16 protein-coding genes are annotated in these 21364 nt (G+C 63.5%); 7 read left to right on the top strand and 9 right to left on the bottom strand.

Annotation, left to right across the window (positions count from 1 at the left end; all coding sequences use genetic code 11):
• The first annotated feature begins 99 nt into the window (after positions 1–99).
• Positions 100–852 carry a membrane protein gene (locus tag OH705_RS11770; protein ID WP_023630178.1) on the top strand — a complete coding sequence of 251 codons (753 nt, stop codon included), beginning with the start codon at positions 100–102 and terminating at the stop codon, positions 850–852.
• 120 nt (positions 853–972) lie between these two features.
• On the opposite strand, the gene OH705_RS11775 is transcribed toward OH705_RS11770, so the two are convergent.
• The 4 genes from OH705_RS11775 to bglX all read right to left on the bottom strand — a co-directional run bounded on the left by OH705_RS11775 (position 973) and on the right by bglX (position 8049).
• Positions 973–2292 carry an MFS transporter gene (locus tag OH705_RS11775; RefSeq protein WP_023630177.1) on the bottom strand — a complete coding sequence of 440 codons (1320 nt, stop codon included), beginning with the start codon at positions 2290–2292 and terminating at the stop codon, positions 973–975.
• Between the two features lie 269 nt (positions 2293–2561).
• Entirely contained in the window at positions 2562–3896 is a 1335-nt protein-coding gene (locus OH705_RS11780; protein ID WP_267302260.1) for a sigma-54-dependent transcriptional regulator, read from the bottom strand.
• Complete coding sequence (locus OH705_RS11785) at positions 3890–5647, bottom strand: ATP-binding protein (RefSeq protein WP_267302261.1); 1758 nt, start codon at positions 5645–5647, stop codon at positions 3890–3892. Before OH705_RS11785 ends, OH705_RS11780 begins: the two co-directional genes overlap by 7 nt.
• 110 nt (positions 5648–5757) lie before the next feature.
• Positions 5758–8049, bottom strand: a complete 2292-nt coding sequence (gene bglX / locus OH705_RS11790) for a beta-glucosidase BglX (RefSeq protein ID WP_267302262.1) — start codon at positions 8047–8049, stop codon at positions 5758–5760.
• 202 nt (positions 8050–8251) lie between these two features.
• On the opposite strand from bglX, the gene OH705_RS11795 reads away from it, so the two are divergent.
• The 4 genes from OH705_RS11795 (at position 8252) to OH705_RS11810 (ending at position 11121) form a co-directional block, all read left to right on the top strand.
• A complete protein-coding gene (locus tag OH705_RS11795) occupies positions 8252–8860 on the top strand; it encodes a TPM domain-containing protein (RefSeq protein ID WP_023632611.1) in 609 nt (202 codons plus the stop codon).
• Positions 8861–8956: 96 nt separating this feature from the next.
• On the top strand, positions 8957–10177 hold the full coding sequence (locus OH705_RS11800) for a class I SAM-dependent methyltransferase (RefSeq protein ID WP_267302263.1): 1221 nt from the start codon (positions 8957–8959) through the stop codon (positions 10175–10177).
• 177 nt (positions 10178–10354) lie between these two features.
• Positions 10355–10627: a hypothetical protein gene (locus OH705_RS11805; protein WP_081941207.1), complete on the top strand. Its 273-nt coding sequence runs from the start codon at positions 10355–10357 to the stop codon at positions 10625–10627.
• On the top strand, positions 10627–11121 hold the full coding sequence (locus OH705_RS11810; RefSeq protein ID WP_110604872.1) for a helix-turn-helix transcriptional regulator: 495 nt from the start codon (positions 10627–10629) through the stop codon (positions 11119–11121). Before OH705_RS11805 ends, OH705_RS11810 begins: the two co-directional genes overlap by 1 nt.
• 33 nt (positions 11122–11154) lie before the next feature.
• On the opposite strand, the gene OH705_RS11815 is transcribed toward OH705_RS11810, so the two are convergent.
• The 4 genes from OH705_RS11815 to OH705_RS11830 form a co-directional block, all read right to left on the bottom strand.
• Entirely contained in the window at positions 11155–13707 is a 2553-nt protein-coding gene (locus OH705_RS11815; RefSeq protein WP_267302264.1) for a TonB-dependent receptor, read from the bottom strand.
• 119 nt (positions 13708–13826) lie between these two features.
• The gene (locus OH705_RS11820) at positions 13827–14774 is read right to left on the bottom strand and encodes a FecR family protein (protein WP_267302265.1); all 948 of its coding nucleotides are present in this window, start codon (positions 14772–14774) and stop codon (positions 13827–13829) included.
• Entirely contained in the window at positions 14771–15292 is a 522-nt protein-coding gene (locus OH705_RS11825; protein WP_023631645.1) for an RNA polymerase sigma factor, read from the bottom strand. The genes OH705_RS11820 and OH705_RS11825 overlap by 4 nt, the downstream gene beginning before the upstream one ends.
• Before the next feature lie 77 nt (positions 15293–15369).
• Entirely contained in the window at positions 15370–16386 is a 1017-nt protein-coding gene (locus OH705_RS11830) for a DUF4917 family protein (protein WP_267302266.1), read from the bottom strand.
• A 142-nt stretch (positions 16387–16528) separates the two neighbouring features.
• On the opposite strand from OH705_RS11830, the gene OH705_RS11835 reads away from it, so the two are divergent.
• The gene (locus tag OH705_RS11835; protein WP_023631643.1) at positions 16529–17587 is read left to right on the top strand and encodes a glycerophosphodiester phosphodiesterase family protein; all 1059 of its coding nucleotides are present in this window, start codon (positions 16529–16531) and stop codon (positions 17585–17587) included.
• Between the two features lie 108 nt (positions 17588–17695).
• On the opposite strand, the gene OH705_RS11840 is transcribed toward OH705_RS11835, so the two are convergent.
• On the bottom strand, positions 17696–19396 hold the full coding sequence (locus OH705_RS11840) for a SulP family inorganic anion transporter (RefSeq protein WP_263159130.1): 1701 nt from the start codon (positions 19394–19396) through the stop codon (positions 17696–17698).
• A 403-nt stretch (positions 19397–19799) separates the two neighbouring features.
• Between OH705_RS11840 and OH705_RS11845 the strand changes: the two genes are divergently transcribed.
• Positions 19800–21332, top strand: a complete 1533-nt coding sequence (locus OH705_RS11845) for a Fic family protein (protein ID WP_267302267.1) — start codon at positions 19800–19802, stop codon at positions 21330–21332.
• The last annotated feature ends 32 nt before the right edge of the window (positions 21333–21364 follow it).

The following is a 21364-nucleotide window of genomic DNA, read 5'->3' on the forward strand; positions in this document are numbered from 1 at the left end:
TTTGCCGTACGCGACCAACGCTTTTTTCATGCAACACCAACCGTTTTTTCAGACAGCGCTCTTCACCATCGCCGCACTTAAACCTGGAGCGGCACAACGATGAACAAACTCCCGCAAATCACCCTGGCCTTCTGGGTCATGAAGATCTGCGCAACCACACTCGGCGAGACGGCGGGCGACCTGCTGTCGATGACCCTGAACATCGGTTATGCGATGAGCTCGCTGCTGCTGATCAGCGTGTTCCTGCTGACCCTGGTCACCCAGCTCTACTCGCGCCGCTACAACCCGATGCTCTATTGGCTGGTGATCCTTTCCACCAGCACTGCCGGCACCACCATGTCCGACTTCATGGACCGCACCCTGGGGCTGGGCTATGCGACAGGTTCGGCGCTGCTGATCGGCATCCTGCTGCTGACCTTCGCGGTGTGGCGCCTGAGCGGCAACCCATTGGATGTCACCCGTATCAAGAACCGCAGCGGCGAGCTGTTCTACTGGGTGGCGATCCTGTTCTCCAACACCCTCGGCACTGCGCTGGGCGATTACCTGGCCGACGATTCGGGCCTGGGCTTCGCCGGCGGTGCGCTGTTGATCGGCTCGGCAATCGCCGTGGTGGCGGCTGCCCGTTACTGGACGAAAATCTCCGGCGTGGTGCTGTTCTGGATCGCCTTCGTGCTCACTCGCCCATTCGGTGCGACCCTAGGCGATGTGCTGACCAAGACCCACGAGAAAGGCGGGCTGGACTTCGGTACCGTGGGTTCGTCGATGGTACTGGGCGGGGTGCTGCTGGTGCTGGTGCTGGCGGCCACGTACTACCAGCGTCGTGAGCCGCAACGAGCGATGGAGATGCCCTGAGTGACACCTATTCGGCTCATTCAGTGAACCGAATAAACCCGCTATTCAGGACGAGACACACCCAACAAAAAGGGGCGCTCCACCAGCCGGAGCGCCCCTTGTTCATTGCAGTGCAGCTGATCAGTCAGTGGTGATCCGCGAATGCTGCTTGGTGTCCTTCATGGTCGCGTACACCAGCAGCGAGCAGGCGATGCAGCCGGTGACGTACCAGTAGAAGCCGGTTTCCATGCCGTTGCTCTTGAACCACAGGGCCACGTATTCGGCGGTGCCGCCGAAGATCGACACGGTCAGCGCGTACGGCAGGCCGACGCCCAGGGCGCGGATTTCGGTGGGGAACAGCTCGGCCTTGACCACGGCGTTGATCGAGGTGTAGCCGCTGACGATGATCAGCGCGGCCATGATCAGGAAGAACGCGCCCCACCAAGTCTGCACGGTGTGCAGGGTGCTGAGGATCGGCACGGTGAACAGGGTGCCGAGCACGCCGAACGCGATCAGGATCGGGCGACGGCCGATCTTGTCGGACAGCCCGCCGATGATCGGCTGCAGGCACATGAAAAGGAACAGCGTGGCCGCCGAGATGGTGGTCGAGTCGCTGATGCTCATGCCCACGGTGTTGACCAGGTACTTCTGCATGTAGGTGGTGTAGGTGTAGAAGGCCAGGGTGCCGCCCATGGTCAGGCCGACCACGGTCATCAGCTCTTTGGGGTGGCGCATCAGGGTGCGCATCAGGCTCTCTTTGGACTTCTCTTTCTTGGTGAAGGAGGCGGTCTCTTCCATGCCGCGGCGCAGGTACAGGGCAACCACCGCGCACAGCGCGCCGATCACGAAGGGTACACGCCAGCCCCAGGCATACAACTGCTCGGTGGTGAGCGTCTGCTGCAGGATGATCAGCACCGCCAAGGCGATGAGCTGGCCGGAGATCAGGGTCACATACTGGAAGCTGGAGAAGAAGCCGCGGCGTTCCTTGCTGGCCATCTCACTCAGGTAGGTGGCCGAGGTGCCGTATTCACCCCCTACCGAGAGGCCCTGCATCAGGCGGGCGATGACCAGCAGGACCGGTGCTGCGACGCCGATGGTCTCGTAACCCGGCGTCAGCGCGATGACCAGCGAGCCTGCGCACATCAGCAGTACCGAAGCCATCAGCGCCGCCTTGCGGCCCTTGCGGTCGGCGTACAGGCCCATCAGCCAGCCACCGATCGGGCGCATGAGGAAGCCCACGGCAAAGATTGCGGCGGTATTGAGCAGTTGGGCGGTGGTGTCGCCGGCGGGGAAGAAAGCCTTGGCGAAGTACAGCGAGAATGCGGCGTAGACGTACCAGTCGTACCATTCGACCATGTTGCCGATGGAACCACTGAAGATCGATTTGAGGCGGCTGGCGGTGGACTTTTCCGCGGCGGGCGCAACGGCCGCCCCGGTGGGCAGAGTGCTGGCGTTATCCATCAGGGATACCTTCTCGTTGTTTTTGTGGAGCGCGCTCGGGGCGCAGCTTGAGAAGGGTTTTGCAGGAGGTGTGCCAAATGGGTGCTTGGTGGTCCATTTGAGGGCGTCTTGTGCCCTGTCGCTGGCAAGCCAGCTCCCAGCGTATCTGGCTTGCATGGTGCTTTGTGGGAGCTGGCTTGCCAGCGATGGGCTGCCAGGCAGCCCCGGCGATTCAGCATGCAGTGAGCGAACTTCCGCTCATTTGCCTGAATCGGTAAGCGGAAATCCGCCTACTCGTTGCCGAGAAAGTCCTCACGTACCAGGCCATGCCGCTGCATCTTCTCGTTCAGCGTACGCCGTGGCAGTTGCAGCGCCTCCATCACCCCCTTGATCTCGCCCTTGTGCTGGCGCAGCGCCGCACGCAGGCATTGGGCTTCGAACGCCTCCATCTGTTCGCCCAGCGACTGTCCGCCTGGCAGGCTCTCAAGGTTCGGCGAGTCCAGCCCCAAGGCATGACGTTCGGCGGCATTGGCCAGCTCACGCACATTGCCCGGCCAGTCGTGGGCCAGCAACTGCGCCAATCGTCCCCCGCTGACCGCGGGGCAATGGCGGCCCAGGCGTTCGGCGGCAGTGCGAGCGAAGTGTTCGAACAACAGCGGGATGTCTTCACGGCGCTCGCGCAGCGGTGCCAGGCGCAGCTCGGCAACGTTGAGGCGGTACGCCAGGTCCTCGCGAAAGCGCCCTGCACGGGCCTCTTCGAGCAGGTCCGGTTTGGTCGCGGCGATGATGCGCAGGTCGACGGCGATGCTCTGGTTGGCCCCCAGGCGCTCGAGCTTTTGCTCCTGGATCACCCGCAGCAGCTTGGCTTGCTGGGCCAGGGGCATGCTCTCGATCTCGTCGAGGAACACCGTACCGCCATTGGCGTACTCCAGCTTGCCGATGCGCTTGCCCTGGGCGCCAGTGAACGCGCCGCTCTCATGGCCGAACAGTTCGGCTTCGAACAATGTTTCGGGAATGGCCGCGCAATTGAGCGCGACGAAGGGTTTGTCGGCGCGCGGGCCGAAGTCGTGCAGGCAGCGCGCCACGCGCTCCTTGCCACTGCCGGTTTCACCCCGGATGAGCACGTTGACCGGCAGGCTGGCCAGCTCGAGTACCTGGCGACGCAGCTGCTGCAGCCCCTGGGACATGCCCAGCAAGGTGTTCTCCAGCTGTGCCTTGAGGTCGGCCTGCTCATGCAGGCGGCGGTTTTCCAGGACCAGCTGGCGTTTTTCCAGGGCGCGGCGCAGGCTGCCCATCAGGTGCTGCGGGGTGAAGGGTTTTTCCAGGAAGTCGTAGGCACCGTTGCGCATCGCCTCCACCGCCATGGGGACATCGCCATGGCCGGTGAGCAGGATCACCGGCATGTCCGGGTCGGCCTGCTGTAACCGGTCGAGCAACTGCAGGCCGGACATGCCGGGCATGCGCACGTCACTGATGACCACGCCGGGAAAGTGCGCCGGAAGTTGCGCCAGGCACTCCTCGGCACGCTCGAACAGTTGCACGTTGAAGCCCGACAGACTCAGCCATTGTTCCACCGCCGCGCGGATGCTGGCTTCGTCATCGACGACGATCACTGAATTCAACATACCGTCTCCAGGTCGCGGGGCAGGGTGAGGCTGAAGCGCGCGCCCCCCGCCAGGTTCTCGACCTGCAGGTGGCCGCCGGCATCGACGACGATACCGTAGGAGATGGCCAGGCCAAGGCCCAGCCCCTCGCCGACCGGCTTGGTGGTGAAGAATGGGTCGAAGACGCGGCAAAGGTCGGTGGCGAGAATGCCACCACCTGAGTCGAGCACGCTCAAGCGCCACTGTCCATCGTCCGCCTCGATACGGATCTCCAGACGTTTGTAGCGCTTGTCGGCCATGGCGTCGAGGGCGTTGCGCAAAAGGTTGATCAGCACTTGCTCCAGGCGGATCGCGTCGCCACGGACCCAGGCTGGACGCGCCAGGTACAGCGCCACTTCGACGCCTTCAGCGCGGATGCGGGTGTCCAGCAGGTGCAAGGCCTGGTCTACCACAGAGGCCAGGTCCAGGCGTTCGCGCAGACCTCCGGGGCTGTTGCGGGCGAAGGTCTTCAGGTGGCCGGTGAGCGCGGCCATGCGGGTCAGCATCTGCTCGAGCGGCTCCAGGGCCTGGCGGGCTTCGTCATGGCGGCCATGGTCGAGCAGCAGGCGCAGGGTTTCCAGTTGCATGCGTTGTGTGGTCAGGGGCTGGTTGATCTCATGAGCCAGCGCGGCCGACATCTGCCCCAGCGCCGCCAGCTTGGCCGATTGCACCAGGCCTTCCTGGGCAGTGTGCAGCTCACGGGTACGTTCTTCGACCTGGCGTTTGAGCTCTTCGCGGCTGCGTTGGCGCAAGCGGGCCAGACGCAACCTCTGGCTGACGAACAGCGCGGCGAACACCAGGCTCAGCCAGACCGCGGCGGCAGCTAGGGCCGCGTTGCGCCCATCCTCGGCAACCTGCGGTTTGCGCAGCAGGTGCAGGGTCCAGCCTTCGGCCTCCAGGGGCAGACGCTCCCACAGGTATTCGGCGGTGCCATCCGGGCCTTGCACGCGAGTCAGGTGGCTGGTGTCGGTGAAGCGGGTCAACGCCTGGTGCTGCAGGGGCACCAGCGGCTGCTTGTCGTACTGGCGGGTCTCGGCCAGCTCGGCGCGGTCTGCGCCGGATAGCGGTTGCAGCTCGCGGTAACGCCAGCCGTCCTGGTTGGCGATGAACGTGATGCCGCGGGCATCGCTGACCAGCAGGATGTCGCTGCCCTGGCGCCATTCACGTTCGAGCTCGGGGAACTCCAGCTTGACCACCATGGCGCCGAGGAAGCGGCCTTGTTCATCGTCCACCGCGCTCGCCAGGAAGTAGCCCGGCACGCCGCTGGTCACGCCGACGGCATAGAAACGCCCACTGCCCTGGCTGCGAGTTTGTTTGAAGTAGGGGCGAAAGCCGTAGTTGGAACCTACATAGGTGGTCGGCAGGCGCCAGTTGCTGGCGGCGATGGCCAGGCCTGTGCGGTCCAGCAGCTCCAGGGTGGAGGAGTTGGCGGCGCCATTGATGCGTTCGAGCTTGCGGTTCAGGGCATCCTGCACCTGTTTGGTAACCGGGCCGCGGAGGGCGGCGATCAGCTCCGGGTCCAGCGCCAGTACCGCAGGCAATGCACGGTAACGCTCGATCAGGGTATGCAGGGCGTTGGCGTACAGGCCCAGTTGCTGGCTCGCTCTACGGGCGTCGGTTTCCATTGCCTGGCGCTTGGCCTGGTGCATGGCCCAGCCTGCACTGAGGCTGGTGCCGACCAGGATCAGCAGGATGATCAAACCCAGGCGCAGGGTGCGGAAGGATGAGGGCATGGAGCGGATCCGGGATTGCGGTTGTCTGTGTCGGCCTCATCGCTGGGCAAGCCCGCCCCCGCATTGTCACCTGCAGGATCGGTTCGCCCCGCGACGGGGCCTGTTCTGGCTTACAGCAGTTCGAAGCTCTGCTGCTGCACCGCCTCTGAATTCAGGCCAACCTGCACATTGAACTGGCCAGGCTCTGCGACACGCTGCAGCTGGCCATTGTAGAACTTCAGGTCTTCCTCGTTGATGTCGAAGGTCAAGGTTCGCGACTCGCCGGCTTTGAGCATCAGCTTCTGGAAGTTCTTCAGCTCCTTGACCGGGCGACTCATCGACGCGCTCTGGTCCTGGATATACAGCTGCACCACAGTCTCGCCGTCACGCTTGCCGGTGTTCTTCACGACGACCTTGGCCTTGAGGGTCGCGCCACGTTTCAGCTCGGTTTGCGACAAGGTCAGGTCCGACAACTCGTAGCTGGTGTAGCTCAGGCCATAGCCGAATGGATACAGCGGACCGTTGGGCTCCTCGAAGTATTGCGAGGTGTAATTGCCGGGTTTGCCTGGGGTGAACGGCCGGCCGATGCGCATGTGGTTGTAGTACATCGGGATCTGCCCGACCGAACGCGGGAAGGTGATGGCCAGGCGTCCGGAGGGATTGTAGTCGCCGAACAGCACATCGGCGATGGCGTTGCCGCCCTCTGTGCCGCTGAACCAGGTCTCGAGGATGGCGTCAGCCTGCTCGCGCTCCCAGGCGATCGACAGCGGGCGGCCATTCATCAACACCAGCACCAGGGGTTTGCCGGTTGCTTTCAGCGCTTTGATCAAATCCCGTTGGACCGCCGGGATTTCCAGGGTGGTGCGGCTCGAGGACTCGTGGGACATGCCACGGGACTCGCCGACCACAGCCACGACCACGTCCGACTGCCTGGCGGCCTTGACCGCTTCGTCGATCAGCACCGCGGCCGGGCGCGGGTCGTCGACGATTTCCGGAGCGTCGAAGTTGAGGAAGTTCAGGTAGTCGAACATCGCCTTGTCGCCAGTGACGTTCGAGCCCTTGGCGTACACCAGCTTGGCCTTGCCTTCCACGGCGCGGCGCAGGCCTTCGCGCACGGTGACCGAGTGCTGCGGTTTGCCGTCGGCGGCCCAGCTGCCCATCATGTCGATCGGCGCATCGGCCAGTGGGCCGACCACGGCGATGGTGCCGGCCTTTTTCAGCGGCAGGGTCTGCTCGCGGTTTTCCAGCAGCACCAGGCCACGGCGTGCGACATCGCGTGCGGCTTCCCGGTGCAGGCGGTCCTCGGCGTAGTAGTCCTTCAGGTCGGTTTCAGGCTTGGGAATGCGCACGTAGGGGTCCTTGAACAGCCCCATGTCGTACTTGGCGCCCAGCACTTCACGCACCGCCTGGTCCAGTTCGGCCTGGCTGACCTCGCCTGACTTCAATAACCCGGGCAGTTCTTCGCCGTAGAGGGTGTCGTTCATGCTCATGTCGATGCCGGCCTTGATCGCCAGCTTGGCGGCTTCACGGCCGTCACGGGCCACGCCATGGCGGATCAGTTCCTGGATGGCGCCGTGGTCGCTGATGGTCACGCCCTTGAAGCCCCACTCCTTGCGCAGCAGATCATTCATCAGCCAGGTGTTGGAGGTGGCCGGCACACCGTTGATCGAGTTCAGCGCCACCATCACCCCGCCGGCACCGGCATCGAGCGCGGCGCGGTAGGGCGGCAGGTAGTCGTTGTACATCTTCGGCAAGCTCATATCGACCGTGTTGTAGTCGCGGCCCCCTTCCACGGCACCGTACAGGGCAAAGTGCTTGACGATGGCCATGATGCTGTCGGCGTTGGCGGGGCTCGAACCCTGGAACGATTTGACCATCACCTGGCCGATCTTCGAGGTCAGGTAGGTGTCCTCGCCAAAGCCTTCGCTGGTGCGCCCCCACCGCGGGTCACGGGCAATGTCGACCATCGGTGCGAAGGTCATGTCCAGCGAGTCGGCGGCTGCCTCGATGGCCGAGGTGCGGCCGACCTTGGCGATGGCGTCCATGTCCCAGGACGAGGCCAGGCCCAGGCCGATCGGGAAAATGGTGCGCTCGCCATGGATAGTGTCGTAGGCGAAGAACATCGGGATCTTCAGGCGGCTGCGCATGGCCGCGTCTTGCATCGGACGGTTCTCGGGGGCAGTGCGCGAGTTGAAGGTGCCGCCGATGCGTCCGGCGGCAATTTCCTCGCGGATCTTCGCGTGGGGCATTTCCGGGCCGATGCTGATCAGGCGCAGCTGGCCGATCTTCTCGGCCTCGGTCATCTGGCTGACCAGATGGTCCACGAACGCCTGCTTGTCCTGCAGGGGCGGGGCGGTAGGGGCGGCAAGGGCCGCCTGACTGGCAAGGCCCATGGCCAGGCCCAGCAAAGACAGTTTCATCATCAATTCCGTTGTCGAGTGATAGCGGTGGGCCGAGACGTTTCGTACGCCTGTTGTTGTCGTGTCCGCTGGCCGTTCTGTGGATCATTCATCCATGATCCGACGCAGTCGCGGATTATGCCTTATATGGGGCACTTGTTGAGATACACTCCCGCCCACCCGATTGCCGGGATAACAATGATAAGAACGCTCGAGAGACGATGGCATGACCGAATACGAACAGCGCCAGATCGCCGAAGCGATCGCCCGCGCCGAGCGGCGCACCGATGCCGAGCTGGTCACGGTGCTGGCCCGCCGAGCCGATGACTTCCCTTATCTGCCATTGCTCTGGGCCGCCTTGCTGGCCTTGCTGGTACCCGGTGTGTTGCACCTGTGGCTGGGCGGCATTGGCGTCAATGGCTTGTTGCTGGCGCAGATGCTGACCTTCATCAGCTTGTGCCTGGTGTTGCGCCATCCGCGCCTGGCTACCTGGGTGGTGCCGTCGATGCTGCGCCGCCGGCGCGCCTCGGGCCTGGCCCGGCAGCAGTTTCTCGAGCTCAACCTGCAGCGTACTGCCGGCGCCACGGGGGTGTTGATCTTCGTCAGCGAAGCCGAGCGGCATGTCGAGATCCTGGTCGACGAGGGCATCGCCCGGTACCTGCCCGAGCAGGCACGCGAGGCGATCGTCGCCCGTTTCACCGATCAGGTGAGCCAGGGCCAGACCTTGCAGGGCTTCGTCGAATGCATCGAGGCCTGCGGCGAGTTGCTCAGCGAGCATGTCCCTGCGACCCATGCGCGCAACGAACTGCCCAACCGCCTGGTGATTCTCGACTGACTGTTGGCCAGTTGTCCGTGTTTCACCAGGGGGCCCATCGACGTAGAATGCCCGGCATTGCGCATCGCGCCCCCGCATTTCGAGGCACCCGTTCCCATGTCTTCCCCTTCCTCCGCCCCTGGCGCGCCGGACGCGCGCGCCCAGTTCCTGAGCCTGCTCGCCGATGCCCTGGGCGACGGCAGCCTGAGCAAGCTGGTGCTGGCCCGCCATGTCGGCACCGACCAGACCCTGCAGCGGATCATCGCCAAGCCGGTGCAGATCAAGGGCCAGGTCTGCCTGTCGTTGGTCTACCGCCACCAGACTCGCGACATCACCCGCAACCTGGGGTTGGACGAGGCGCAGGCGCTGGTGGCCGCACTGCTACCCGAGAGCTTTCGCAACGCGCACCTGTTCACCGCTGCCGGCGAGGTGCAACTGGAGTTCAGCAAGAAGGGCAAGCCGATGCTGCGCCGGCACCTGACCCAGCAGGCGCCCCGCGAGGCGGGCGCGGCTGGCCATGATCGGCAGAAGAGGCGTTATCTGGAGCTGTCGCGGCCGTTCCTGCGCGACCTGGGGGTAACCGACGCGCAGGGCGCGCTGATCCCGTCCATGTCGCGCAAATGGAAGCAGATCAACAAGTTCATCGAGGTCTTCGACCATGCCTTGAGCGACGCGCCCGTGGACGCCCAGCAGAGCCTGAAGGTCGCCGACTTCGGTTCGGGCAAGGGCTACCTGACCTTTGCCATGCACGACTACCTGCGCAACACCCTAGCCCGTGAGGCGCAGGTCACTGGTGTCGAGCTACGCCCGGACATGGTCGAGTTGTGCAATGCCGCCGCCGCGCGCCTGGAGCACCCGGGCCTGATGTTCGAATGCGGCGATGTGCGCAGCGTGGTGCCTGAGGCCATCGATGTGATGATCGCCTTGCATGCCTGTGATATCGCCACCGACTATGCCATCCACACCGGCATTCGCTGCAACGCCGCGATCATCATGTGCTCGCCGTGCTGCCACAAGCAGATCCGTCCGCAGTTGCACAGCCCGGGCTTGTTGCAACCGATGCTGCAGTACGGGCTGCACCTGGGCCAACAGGCCGAGATGCTCACCGACAGCCTGCGCGCCCTTTACCTGGAAGCTTGCGGCTACGAGACCAAGGTATTCGAGTTCATCTCGCTCGAGCACACCAACAAGAACAAGATGATCCTTGCGGTCAAGCGCCGCCAGCCCCAGGACAATGCGGGTTTGCTGGAGAAAATCGCCGAGCTCAAGGCGTTCTATGGGGTGCGCGAGCATTGCCTGGAGACCCTGCTGCAGGCGGATGGCCTGATCGCTGGGTGATCGATCTCATCTGAACCTACAGCATTTTCCCAATCTCGGTTAGGTGGTTTCCGAAACGACCTTTCTGAGTCTTTTGCATCCCACTCGGCACCTAGTCTGGCTTGTGATGACGCCCATCAGCGTTGCATGGTTGTCACTTGACAACCTTTTTTTCATGTCCATACTGGAGCTCGAACGATGGTCCGTCCCCTCCATCCAAACAAGGAAGTCGAGCAGTCCCTGAAGCACGCCGAAGCGCGGGGCTGGAAAGTCACGGTGCGAGGAGGCCATTGCTGGGGGCGGGTCTATTGCCCTAACAACGACCGCGAATGCCGCTGCGGCGAGTTCTGCATCACCAGCGTGTGGAGCACGCCCAGAAACCCGGGCACCTTCGCCCGCCAGTTACGCCGGATCGTGGACAACTGTACGTCGACAAGCGTGATAGCCAATCAGTCAGTGGAGCGAAAGTGATGGAGTACGAGTTCACCCTCAAATACCAATTGACCGAGGACATGGACGTCGATGCGCTGATCGAGCGCCTGGGGGAGGCCGGTTGCGATGATGCAGTGGTCGGTAGCGGCCAACCGGGCCGTCTGGCCCTTGCCTTCGCCCGCGAGGGCGGCACGGCGCGGGAGGCACTGCACAGCGCTTTGGCGGATGTGCGGAAAGTGTTGCCGGATGCCCGGCTGATCGAGGTCAGCCCCGACCTGGTCGGCCTGACCGATGTGGCGGAGCTGGTGGGGGTTTCCCGGCAGAACATGCGCAAGCTCATGCTCACCCATCACCGTAGCTTTCCGGCCCCGGTGCATGACGGCACGCTCTCGCTTTGGCACCTCGCCGACATCCTGTCGTGGATGCAGGTGCGCGGCACGCATGCCGTCGCCCAGGCAGTCCATGAGCTGGCCATCGTGGCGATGCAGGTGAATGTCGCCAGGGCCCAGGAGCGGGTGGCGAACGGCAGGTGATGCACTCCGTTGCATCATTGCCTGCCAGCAGGCTCAGAAGAACCGGGTCACGCTGATCTTGGCATTGCGTCCCTGGGTATAGGCGTTTTCACCTGACAGCTCCGGCCGGATGGCCTTGTTGAACAGGTTGTCCACGGTCAGGTTGACCTCGGTGCCCTTGAGGTAGGGTTGCTGCGGTTTCCAGTTGGCGAACAGGCCGTGGATCTGGTACTTCTCGTTGCCGAAGTTGTCGTAGTAACGGTCACCGAGCGCACTCGCGGGGCCCTCGAAGTACTTGTCGCTGGGCAGGTGGTGGGTGGCGCCGACGAACTGCGCGGTCCAGCCGACACGGGCATCCCAGGCCGGGATCTTCACGCCAAGGGTGGTGATCCATTTCGGTGCCGGTACATCCTTGGCCCAGACATCCGGCCCCCAGGGGTTGGTGTACGCGCCCTCGTGGCGACCTTCCATCCACGCGTACGATACCGCACCGAACCAATAGGTGGCGTCGTAGAAGGTCTCGATTTCGAAACCCTTGTAGGTCACGTCGCCGATATTGCGGTAGTTGCCCATCAGCCCGTCGCCGCAGGTGTTGGCAATGGTGCCGCCGCTGACCAGTTGCTCTTGGCAGCCGATGCCGGTGGCCTTGAAGATCTCGTCAGTGACCTTGTTGTGGAATGCCATGGTGCGAATCTGCGCGCTGTCGCCTTGGCTGAACACATTGGTGAAGGTACTGATGCTGCCGACCCGTACACCGGTGATGCGCTCGGGGTCGAGGTTGCGACTGGTGGCGGTGCGGCTGCCGACACCCTGCACTTCATACTGTTCATCCAGCACCGGGGCGCGCCAGGTCTTGCTGTAGTCGGCGAACAGCGCGGTCTGTTCGGTCATCTTCCAGAACAGCGACAGACGTGGCGACCAGCCGCTGTAGGTCTTGTCACTGTAGTCGTGGCCAGCCACCGGGTTGTTGTAGTAAGGCGCCTGGTTGGGCTTGCCCTCATTGGTCACATGGTCGTAGCGCAACGATGGGGTGATGGTCAGGTCGCCCAGGGTGATGGCGTCCTGCAGGTAGTAGCCCTGGCTGTCGACCTGGCCGCTGGGCATGAAGTACGGCTGGTAGTGACCATGGTTGTACTTGGGTACTTCGTAGGTCTTGCCGGGCATCCACATCTGCGTGTCACGGTCATGGCGACGCAGCTGCACGCCTGCGGTAAGCGCATGCTCCAGGGGACCGGTGAGGAAGGTGCTGGTGTTCTTCACATCGAGCATGCGGTCCTTGTACTCGGTGTCCATCTTGCGTCCACCAGTGGCGGGCTGGAAGAACGCCGTGGCGTCGCGCTCGTCGGTCTGCTTGGTGTCCGATTCGGAGTACTTCACCTGCAGGTCTACCCACGGGTTCTCGATCGGTTGGTACTTGTAGGTGGCCGACCAGGTGGTGTCGATGGTGCGGCGGTTGGCGAGGAAGCGCTTGAGGGCGGCTTCGTAGCTGTACTTCTTGATATCCGCCGCAGTGGGGGGCGTGCTGAAGGCGGTCGATGAGAAGGTGGTCCAGCGCTGGCTTTCTGATTGTGCCCAGGACAACCCCAGGCTGTGCTCGTCGGTGAAATGGATATTGGTCTTGAGCAGGGCGCCGTCCAAGTCCAGGGCGCTGTAGGGGATGCGCTGGGGGTTGATCGGCCATTTGCCGGTGGGGTCGGGCAGGCTGTCGGCCATTTTCAAATTGCCGCCGTCACGCTTGGTGTAATACACAAGTCCGTCGATGCGACCGTCGTCGGTACGGCCGAACAATGCCGAGCTATAGATCTGCTGGTGGTCGTTGCTGCCATAGCCGTATTTGAGCATCGCACCGCTGTTGCGACCTTCCTGAAGCAGGTCGCCGGCGTCCTTGGTTTCCATGTTGACGCTGCCGCCGAAACCGCCATTGCCGGTCTTGACCGAGTGCGGCCCTTTTTCGACCTCGATGTGCTTGATCAGCTCGGGCTCGATGAAGATGGTGCCTTGCTGATAGCGCTCGAAGCCGCTCTTGGGCGCACCGTCGAGGGTCATCGGCACGTCCTCGGCGTCGCCGAAGCCCCAGATGTTGATGGTCTGGCCGCCGGGCTTGGACGAGCCCCCCATATTCACCCCCGGCAGGGTCGCCAGCACGCTGGGAATGTTGCTGGGCTGGTAGCGGTCGATCTGCTCTTGGTCGAGGGTCGAGCGCCCGACGTTGCCAGCGTCGACCTGCTGGCCATCACCAACAATGCTCACGGCACCGAGTTGCAGGCTGTTGTCGGCAGCCGGATCGTCTTCGCGCAGGCGTACCACATAGGTGTTGCCCATGCGCACCACGTTGAAGCGGCTGCCCACCAGCAGGCGGCTGATGGCCGCTTCGGCTTCGAAGTCGCCCTTGAGCGCTGGCGCCTGGGCACTGCCGAGCAGGGCCTCGTCGAACAGCAGCTGGACCTTGGCCTGCTGGGCCAGTTGGCTCAGCGAGCGCGCCAGCGGTTGCGCCGGCAGGTCGAATGGTACCGGTGCGGCTTCGGCGGCCAGGCTCATGGCCAGGCACAGGGCCAGCAATGTGGGTCGGACAGGCAGGCAGTGCAATGGACGCAACGCGGACAACATGGTTTCCCCCAAACGGCAAAAGGCCGGAAAAAGCCCGCCATCACGCGGCAGGCGGGGAGGAAGACGCGATGTTGCGACAAAACCTCACCTGCGAATGATAAAAATTCTCAAATTATTTTTTAGCGTCGTTCGATACGCAGGCGGCCGTCGGCCAGCAAGGTGGTCTTTACCGGCAGCAGGGCGGGCAGGGCATTGAGCAGGGCGTCCGGGTCGTGGACGTCGAGGTTGCCGGACACCTTGTAGCGGCCAAGCGTCGGGTCGGCCAGCACCACCGGCTGCTGGCGATACAGGCCGAGCTCGTCGATCAGGCTGGCCAGTTCGCGGTTGCGAAAGCTCACCTGGCCTTCGCGCCAGTCGGCCACTTTTTGTTCGCCCAGTTCACGGCGGGTCAGGGTGCCGCGTGCGAGGTCGTAGGTGGCGCCTTGGCGGGTACCTAGCAACAACGGCGGTTGTCGTTCGCCGGGAGTGTCGAACGCTACCTGGCCGTGGGCGACCGCCACCACCAGTTCTCGGTCGCCCCGGCGCACATCGAAACCAGTGCCGACCACGCGCACGCGGCCGCTGCCCGCATCGACGAACAGCGGTCGCTCTTTGTCGGGTGCCACCTCGATATACAGCTGGCCATGTTCTAGCTGGATCAGCCGCTGTTCGCCGCTAAAGTCCAGGTGCAGGCGGGTCTGGGCGTTGACATGCAGCTGGCTGCCATCGGGCAGTTGCAGCACCTGTACGGCCTGGCTGGCGCTGATGCGTTGGCTGAAGGCTTCGCTGCCCGCGCCCAGGTTGCCGGCCAGCACTGCGCAGAGCAGGGCCGCCGCCGTTGCCAGGGCCGGGCGCCAGCGTGGCGCCCGGGGTACCGGTAAGGGCACGGGGCGATTGGCTTGCTTGAGTGCCGCCAGGTCATCCCACAGCTGTTCGAACTGGCGATAGGCGCGGGTGTGCTCGGGCGTCTGCATCCACCGAGCGAACGCCTTGCGGTCTTGCCGTGAAGGCTGGTTGCGGTTGCGGCTGAACCAGCTCGCCGCCTGGGCGTCGATCGGGCGCGGGTCGAGCTCGTCGGTGGGGGTCATGGGAACTGCTCCGTGCCGTTGTCACTGTCCAGGCGTTGCTTGCATTGCAGCAGGGCGGCGGCGATGTGCTTTTCGACCATGCTGACGGAAATGTTCATGCGTTCGGCGATCTGGGCCTGGGTCAGGCCTTCGAAACGGTGCAGCATAAGGGCTTCGCGGCGTCGCGGCGAGAGTTCTGCGAGCACCTGACGCAATTGATTCAGCCGTTGCTGCTGCTGGGCGTGGTCCAGCGGGTCGTTGGCCGGCGCGTCCTGCTGCTCGGGCAGGGTGTCGTCGGCCAGCGCCGCATGGCGCACTTTCTGCCTGCGCCAATGGTCGCTCAGCAGGTTGCGCGCCACCTGGAACAGGAACGCGCGCGGCTGCTCCACCTTGGCCCGATCCCGGTAACCCAGCCATTGGGCGAAGACATCCTGGGTCATGTCCGCGGCGTCACTGGCATTGTCCATGCGCTTGCGCAGGAAATGCAGGATGTCGGCATAGAAACCGTGGGCGACGGGGTCGGGTTTGGGGCGCTGCATGCACGCTTTCCGGGGCTGGCGGAGAGGAAAGGGTGCGGATCTTATCGAGAATTATTTACATTTGCAAAGTGTGCGGCTCAGCGCCGTCGATCCTGTGCGGCCGGAACGGGGATGGCCAGTTCAGCCAAGCCCAGGGGGTGGCTGGCAGCATCGAAAAAGTGCAGCGGAACCTGCGAAATATCGCCGAAGCGATCAATGAAGTGCTGCTTCTGGTTGATGATCGATGCCTCGCTCAGTGGCCGGATGGCGATGGCCAGGTGCTTGGGCCGCGCCTGGCGGATGGCGTCGAGCAGGTGCTGGTCGCTGGCGTCCAGGTGCTGGCCGAACAAGCATAATCCGTCGTGTTCGCGGGCCAGCTGGCCCAGGCTCCAGGACAGATAGTCGGAGTTGCGGATGGCGCGCAGCTTGTCTTCGCTGCGGCTTTCGTTGACGAACAGCGGTACTTCGCCGGGAATGTTCACGGCGAAGCCTTCGAGCAGTTCGGCCTGTTCCGCGCTGCGTCGGCGGGTACTGCCGTCGGGCAACTTGAGCAGGTGCATGCCGCCGTGCAGGTGGAGGATGCGGATACCGTCGGCCTGGCTGCGGCGCACGTCGAAGAAACCCTGTTCGTCGAACAGGTTGGCGAAACCTTGCGTATCCTCGGCCACGGCCCAGGGCAGGATCAGGTCGTAGTTGCTGGTGTAGATGTTGCGGTACTGGCGCAGTGCCTGGTTGATGGCCGTGCGCGTCGCGCCGGGGAAGCGCGGCCAGGGCAGATGCACGGCACGCACCGCGTGGATCAGCGCTTCCTTGATCGAGTAGTAGCGGTTCAGCGGCGCGGTGGAGTTGATCGCCAGCGCGGCGTTGGCCCGCACCGTGGTGTTCAGGGTGCTGAGCAGCGGCTCGAACAGTTCGCTGCCCAAGGCCTTGAACAGTGCCTGGTCGCTCACCCCCAATGCCTTGTGCCGCACCCGCTGGGCTTCCTCGAACAGCGAGAAGTAGCCGAACGGTTTCCACAGCGCGCGGCTGGCACCATTGCCCAGCAGCAGGGCGGTGCTGGGGTGGCGCTGGTTGAGGTCGGCCCAGGTGGGCAAGTGGGCGTCGAGTGCGGGCATGGGCGGTCCATTGGGTGTGGCGGAAAACGCCGGGGACTTTAGCATGTCATGCAGAGTGTGCGAGGCTTGCGCCCTCAAGGACTGCACCGTTGACCTTGCCGGCGTCTTCCAGAGGCCGGCCCCGATCTGCAAAGGATTACCCATGTACAAGACCCTTCTCCTGGCCACCTTGCTGGCGAGCACCGCGGCCCATGCCACTGACGGCAAGGCCCTCGCCAAGGCCCAGGACATCCCGCATCCGGCCGTGATCGCCCACCGTGGCGCCTCGTTCGATGCTCCCGAATCCACCACTCCTGCCTACCTGCTGGCCCGCGAATTGGGCGCCGACTACCTGGAAATGGATTTGCAACGCACCCGCGATGGCGTGCTGGTGGTGGTCCACGACGATGTGCTGGCCCGCACCAGCGACGTCGCCGCACGTTACCCCGAGCGCAAAGCGAGCCCGGTCAGTGCCTTCACCCTGGCCGAACTCAAGGCGCTGGACGCCGGCAGCTGGTTCAACAAGGCCTATCCAGAGCGTGCCCGCGAAGCGTTCAAGGGCCAGCGTATCCTGACCCTGGACGAAGTGATCGATATCGCCGAAGGCAACCCCGAGCGTCACCCGGGCCTGTATATCGAGACCAAGGAGCCGGCGCAGTTTCCCGGTATCGAGCAGGACCTGAAAAAGCGCCTCGAGGCCCGTGGCTGGCTAGACAAGCCGGGTAAGGTGATCTTGCAGACCTTCGATCGCAACAGCCTCAAGCTGCTGCACGAGGCCATGCCGCAGGTACCGAAGATCCTCTTGCTGTGGGTGGCCAAGGGCAGCATCGAGCCGGCATCGGGGCAGGACTTCGCCGAATCCGGCGAGCAGGTCAAGTCGGCCTTCTACGCCCGTCAGCAACCCAAGGACCGTGCCGAGTTCCTGCGCTGGCTCGACTATGCCAAGGCCGGTGGCGCCATTGGTACCGGCCCTTCGGCAATCCGCACCGACCTCGGCGAGCAGAGCTACTCCGACCTGATTCAGCCGTGGATGAACCAAGCCAGCCACGACAAGGGGCTGCTGGTGCACGTGTACACCCTCGACGAGGCGGTGGATTTCGACAAGGCGATGAAAGCCGGCGTCGACGGCATCTTCACCAACCGTGCCGGTGAGCTGATGCGTTTCTATAAACGACCGATGCCACAGAACGAAGGCCAGTTGCTGCGCAAGCTGGGTTACTGATCGGCAACATGATGGGCAGGGGACACAGACTGTGGCGCGGGCTTGTTTGTCGTAAAGCCGATCCGAGGCCCCGTTCAAGGGGCGTCGGTGCGTGGTAGTCCCCCTCCCTCAATCCGCAGCACCCTCCCGGCGAGCCCTGTTGCGCCATACCCGATACGCCCGAATCCCCGCCCGTACCGAGCCGAACAGCAGGTTTTCCTCCATCTCCCGCGCCATCCCGGAACGCACTAGCATGCGCAGGAAGGTGCCGCGGGCGCGGGCGATGGCGAAGTGGATGCCCTGGGCGGCGAGGGTGTCACGCACCTCGCGCAGGGCGGCGATGCCGCTGACGTCGATGCTGGTCACAGCTTCCGCATCGAACAGCACTACCTGGGTTTTGTCCACGTTCTGCACGGCTTCGAGCAGGCGCATCTTGAAGTAGTCGGCGTTGAAAAACAGGATCGCGTCGTCGAAGCGGTACACCAGCAGGCCTGGCACCGTGCGGGCATCCTTGTGCTGGCGCACGTCCACCTGGCCCTCGATGCCCGGCACCCAGCCCAGCACGGCGTCTGTGGGCTGGTAGATGCTGTAGAGCAGGCGCAGGATGGCCAGGGTCACGGCGAACACGATGCCCGGCAACACGCCCAGGCCGAGTACGCCGACCGTGGTCAGGAGGCACAGCCAGAATTCGAAGCGGCTGAGCTTGCGGATGGTCTTGAGCGACTTCACGTCGATCAAACCCCAGCCGGCCATGAGCAGCACCGCGCCCAGCGCAGCCTGGGGAATCCAGGCCATGGGCGCGGTGAAGAACAGCAGGATCAAGGCGATCACCAGTGCGGCGATAATGCCCACCAGCTGGCTCTTGCCGCCGACCATGTCGTTGACTGCGGTGCGCGAGTCGGCGCCGCTGATGGCGAAGCCCTGGGAAATGCCGGCGGCCAGGTTGCTCACGCCCAGCGCGAGGAACTCATGGTTGGCGTTGATCGCGTAGCCGTGGCGGGCGGCGAAGCTGCGGGCGGTGAGCATGGCGCTGCAGAAGCTGATGGTGGCGATACCCAGCGCATCGCGCAGCAGGCTCTTGGTTTCCGCCAGGGAGCTCTGTGGCCAGGCCAGCTCGGGAATGCCCGCCGGCACCGGGCCGAGGATCGCCAAGCCGAAACGGTCCAGGCCGAACAGTCCGGCCAGGGCGGTGAATACCACCACGGTCACCAGCGCCGCCGGCAGCCGCGGATAGCGCCGTGGCAGCCAGATCAGCAGGCCCAGGCCGGCCAGGCCAATGGCTAGCGTCAGCCAGTGGATCTCGCCCAGGCGCTGGAAGAAGTTGATCAGGCTGAGGACGAATCCGTCGCCTTCAATCTTGAATCCCACCACCTTCGACAACTGCCCGGCGAGCAGGCTCAGGCCGATGCCGTTGAGGTAGCCGATGAGGATCGGCCGCGAGAAGAAGCTGGCGATAAAGCCGGCCCGCGCCACCCCAGCGGCGATCAGCATCACGCCCACCAGCACGGTGACGATCACCGACAGCTCGGCGATGCGTTGCGGGTCGCCCATGGCCAGCGGTGCCACGGCGCCACCGATCATGGCGCAGGTGGCGGCGTCCGGGCCGACCATCAATTGCCGTGAGCTGCCGACCAGGGCATAGACCATCATCGGCAGCACGCAGGCATACAAGCCGTACTGTGGCGGCAGGCCGACGATCTGCGCATAGGCGATGGCGATGGGGATCTGGATCGCGGCCACCGACAGGCCGGCCTGGAGGTCAGCATGGAACCACTCGCGGCGGTAGTGCAGCAGGTTGGCCAGGCCCGGTAGCCAGCGGGAGAGAAACATGCGCAGTCCTTTGGAGATGTTTCAGAAAGCGTAGCGGTCAGGCGCCGCGAACGGCTGTGTATTCAAGCCAATTGGCGCGGCGGTGGCTATGGGCCAGATCAACAAAGGCACGTTGGAAACGAAAAAAGGAGCCGAGGCTCCTTTTGACAGAGACGACGTGGACGGAATACGAGTTGGAGCGGGAGAGTGAATCGAACGGTTATAGGACAAACTTCGGGCAGGGGAGATGAGCGGCCAAGGAATTCGCGAGGAGCGCTTTCATTATCGTTTTTGAGTAAACCATCTGGATCGGTAGCGAATTTGTGTGTTCCGTAGTATTTTTGCGTCTGACGGCTGGCGGTATCGTTTTGCGGTGACAGTCAAAAAATATTAGCGTTTTTGGGCTTCCGGTAGAGGTTTTTCCATGCAGGTCGGTTTCAAGGCGTTAGCCACTCGGTACGGAGTTAACCCGGTACAACCTCTGCGCGTCGATTCGGCCATCGGCACAGTGCGAGCAAGCCGCGACACCGGTAGTCAAGTAGAAAACAGGTTTCCGCCCAACTACCGGCCCGACGACGATTTTGCAGGCCACTTCGAATTCGGGCTCAAATACGAGGAGATTCACCTTGAGTTCTTCGCCCGCCTGTTTGCCGTCGTAGGACCCGAGCCAGTCGAAGCTTGGTGCCGGCGCTCCCCTTTTGGCCAGTACGCTCGGCGCACCGGTTTTCTATACGAGTGGCTGACGGGGCAACATCTGAATGTGCCTGATGTGACCAATGGCGCCTATATCGATGCCGTGTCGCCCGCCCACTACCTGACCCGCACGGCGCCGCTTCGATCTCGCCGCTGGCGCGTCAATGACAATCTGCCAGGTACGCCTGATTTTTGCCCGCTTGTCCGGCGAACCGACGCCGTGCAGCAAGCCTTGCAGTTTGATCTGAGAGCCGCTTTGGGAGAGCTCGATCAGACCTTCGGCCCCGATATCCTGATGCGGACGGCGAGTTGGTTGACGTTGAAAGAGTCGCGCGCAAGCTTTCTGATTGAAAAAGAGGAAGGCCAAGCCAGCCGCATCCAGCGCTTTGCACATGTCATCGCGCAACACTGCGGCCATATCGAAGAACCATTGAGTGACCGAAGCCTGCATCTCTTGCAGGTAGGTATCCTGGGGCACGATGCATTTGGCCTGGGGTTGCGGCGCTCCCCCGTTTTTGTAGGGCAATCCACGATGCGCGAGAACATCGTGCACTACGTCGCCCCTCATTTTGACGACCTTGCCCCGATGCTTGCTGGCCTCAACGAATTCGAGATGGCCACCCGGGGCGCCGAGTCGCTTGCGCGTGCCGCGGCATTGGCGTTCGGCTTCGTCTACATCCATCCGATGAGAGACGGAAATGGGCGAATCCACCGTTTCCTGATCAACGATACTTTGGTTCGGGATCAGGCGGTTCCGAATGGCGTGATATTGCCTGTTTCAGCAACCATTACCAGCTCGACCGAGTTCCGGGCCGGCTATGATGCGGCACTGGAGCAGTTCTCTCGACCCTTCATGCGGCGGTATGCGGCATCCTGTCGCTTTGGCACGCTTGTGGCCTACGAAGACGGTACGCCGAGCAACTTCGAGTTCGACGATTACGAAGATGCGCGCTTCGCCTGGCGCTATCCGGATCTGACCGCACATGTTCTCTATACCGCACGCGTCGTCGAACACACGATTCGAACGCAGATGGCGGAAGAAGCCAGGATCCTTGTCATTTTCCAGCTCGCTCAGGAGCGACTAAAAGACGTGGTGGAGATGCCAGACCAGGATGCAAGCCGCATCATTCGCGCGGTTAAGGAGAATGGCTGGAATGTTTCAGGCAAACTCAAGAAGCAATATCCGCAGCTCGACGACGAGCGCCTCGCAGCGCGAATCGTGGAGGCCGTTCGGTCGGCGTTTGAAGACCGGGAAGGGCAATGAGGATTGACCTTGGCATTCTCAGCGGTGCTTTG

Source organism: Pseudomonas sp. BJa3 (genome assembly GCF_026343815.1).
GTDB lineage: Bacteria > Pseudomonadota > Gammaproteobacteria > Pseudomonadales > Pseudomonadaceae > Aquipseudomonas > Aquipseudomonas soli.

Coding starts and splice junctions, on each gene's coding strand:
- OH705_RS11770 (WP_023630178.1), top strand. CDS start 100: ATGAACAAACTCCCGCAAATCACCCTGGCCTTCTGGGTCATGAAGATC.
- OH705_RS11775 (WP_023630177.1), bottom strand. CDS start 2,292: ATGGATAACGCCAGCACTCTGCCCACCGGGGCGGCCGTTGCGCCCGCC.
- OH705_RS11780 (WP_267302260.1), bottom strand. CDS start 3,896: ATGTTGAATTCAGTGATCGTCGTCGATGACGAAGCCAGCATCCGCGCG.
- OH705_RS11785 (WP_267302261.1), bottom strand. CDS start 5,647: ATGCCCTCATCCTTCCGCACCCTGCGCCTGGGTTTGATCATCCTGCTG.
- bglX (WP_267302262.1), bottom strand. CDS start 8,049: ATGATGAAACTGTCTTTGCTGGGCCTGGCCATGGGCCTTGCCAGTCAG.
- OH705_RS11795 (WP_023632611.1), top strand. CDS start 8,252: ATGACCGAATACGAACAGCGCCAGATCGCCGAAGCGATCGCCCGCGCC.
- OH705_RS11800 (WP_267302263.1), top strand. CDS start 8,957: ATGTCTTCCCCTTCCTCCGCCCCTGGCGCGCCGGACGCGCGCGCCCAG.
- OH705_RS11805 (WP_081941207.1), top strand. CDS start 10,355: ATGGTCCGTCCCCTCCATCCAAACAAGGAAGTCGAGCAGTCCCTGAAG.
- OH705_RS11810 (WP_110604872.1), top strand. CDS start 10,627: ATGGAGTACGAGTTCACCCTCAAATACCAATTGACCGAGGACATGGAC.
- OH705_RS11815 (WP_267302264.1), bottom strand. CDS start 13,707: ATGTTGTCCGCGTTGCGTCCATTGCACTGCCTGCCTGTCCGACCCACA.
- OH705_RS11820 (WP_267302265.1), bottom strand. CDS start 14,774: ATGACCCCCACCGACGAGCTCGACCCGCGCCCGATCGACGCCCAGGCG.
- OH705_RS11825 (WP_023631645.1), bottom strand. CDS start 15,292: ATGCAGCGCCCCAAACCCGACCCCGTCGCCCACGGTTTCTATGCCGAC.
- OH705_RS11830 (WP_267302266.1), bottom strand. CDS start 16,386: ATGCCCGCACTCGACGCCCACTTGCCCACCTGGGCCGACCTCAACCAG.
- OH705_RS11835 (WP_023631643.1), top strand. CDS start 16,529: ATGTACAAGACCCTTCTCCTGGCCACCTTGCTGGCGAGCACCGCGGCC.
- OH705_RS11840 (WP_263159130.1), bottom strand. CDS start 19,396: ATGTTTCTCTCCCGCTGGCTACCGGGCCTGGCCAACCTGCTGCACTAC.
- OH705_RS11845 (WP_267302267.1), top strand. CDS start 19,800: ATGCAGGTCGGTTTCAAGGCGTTAGCCACTCGGTACGGAGTTAACCCG.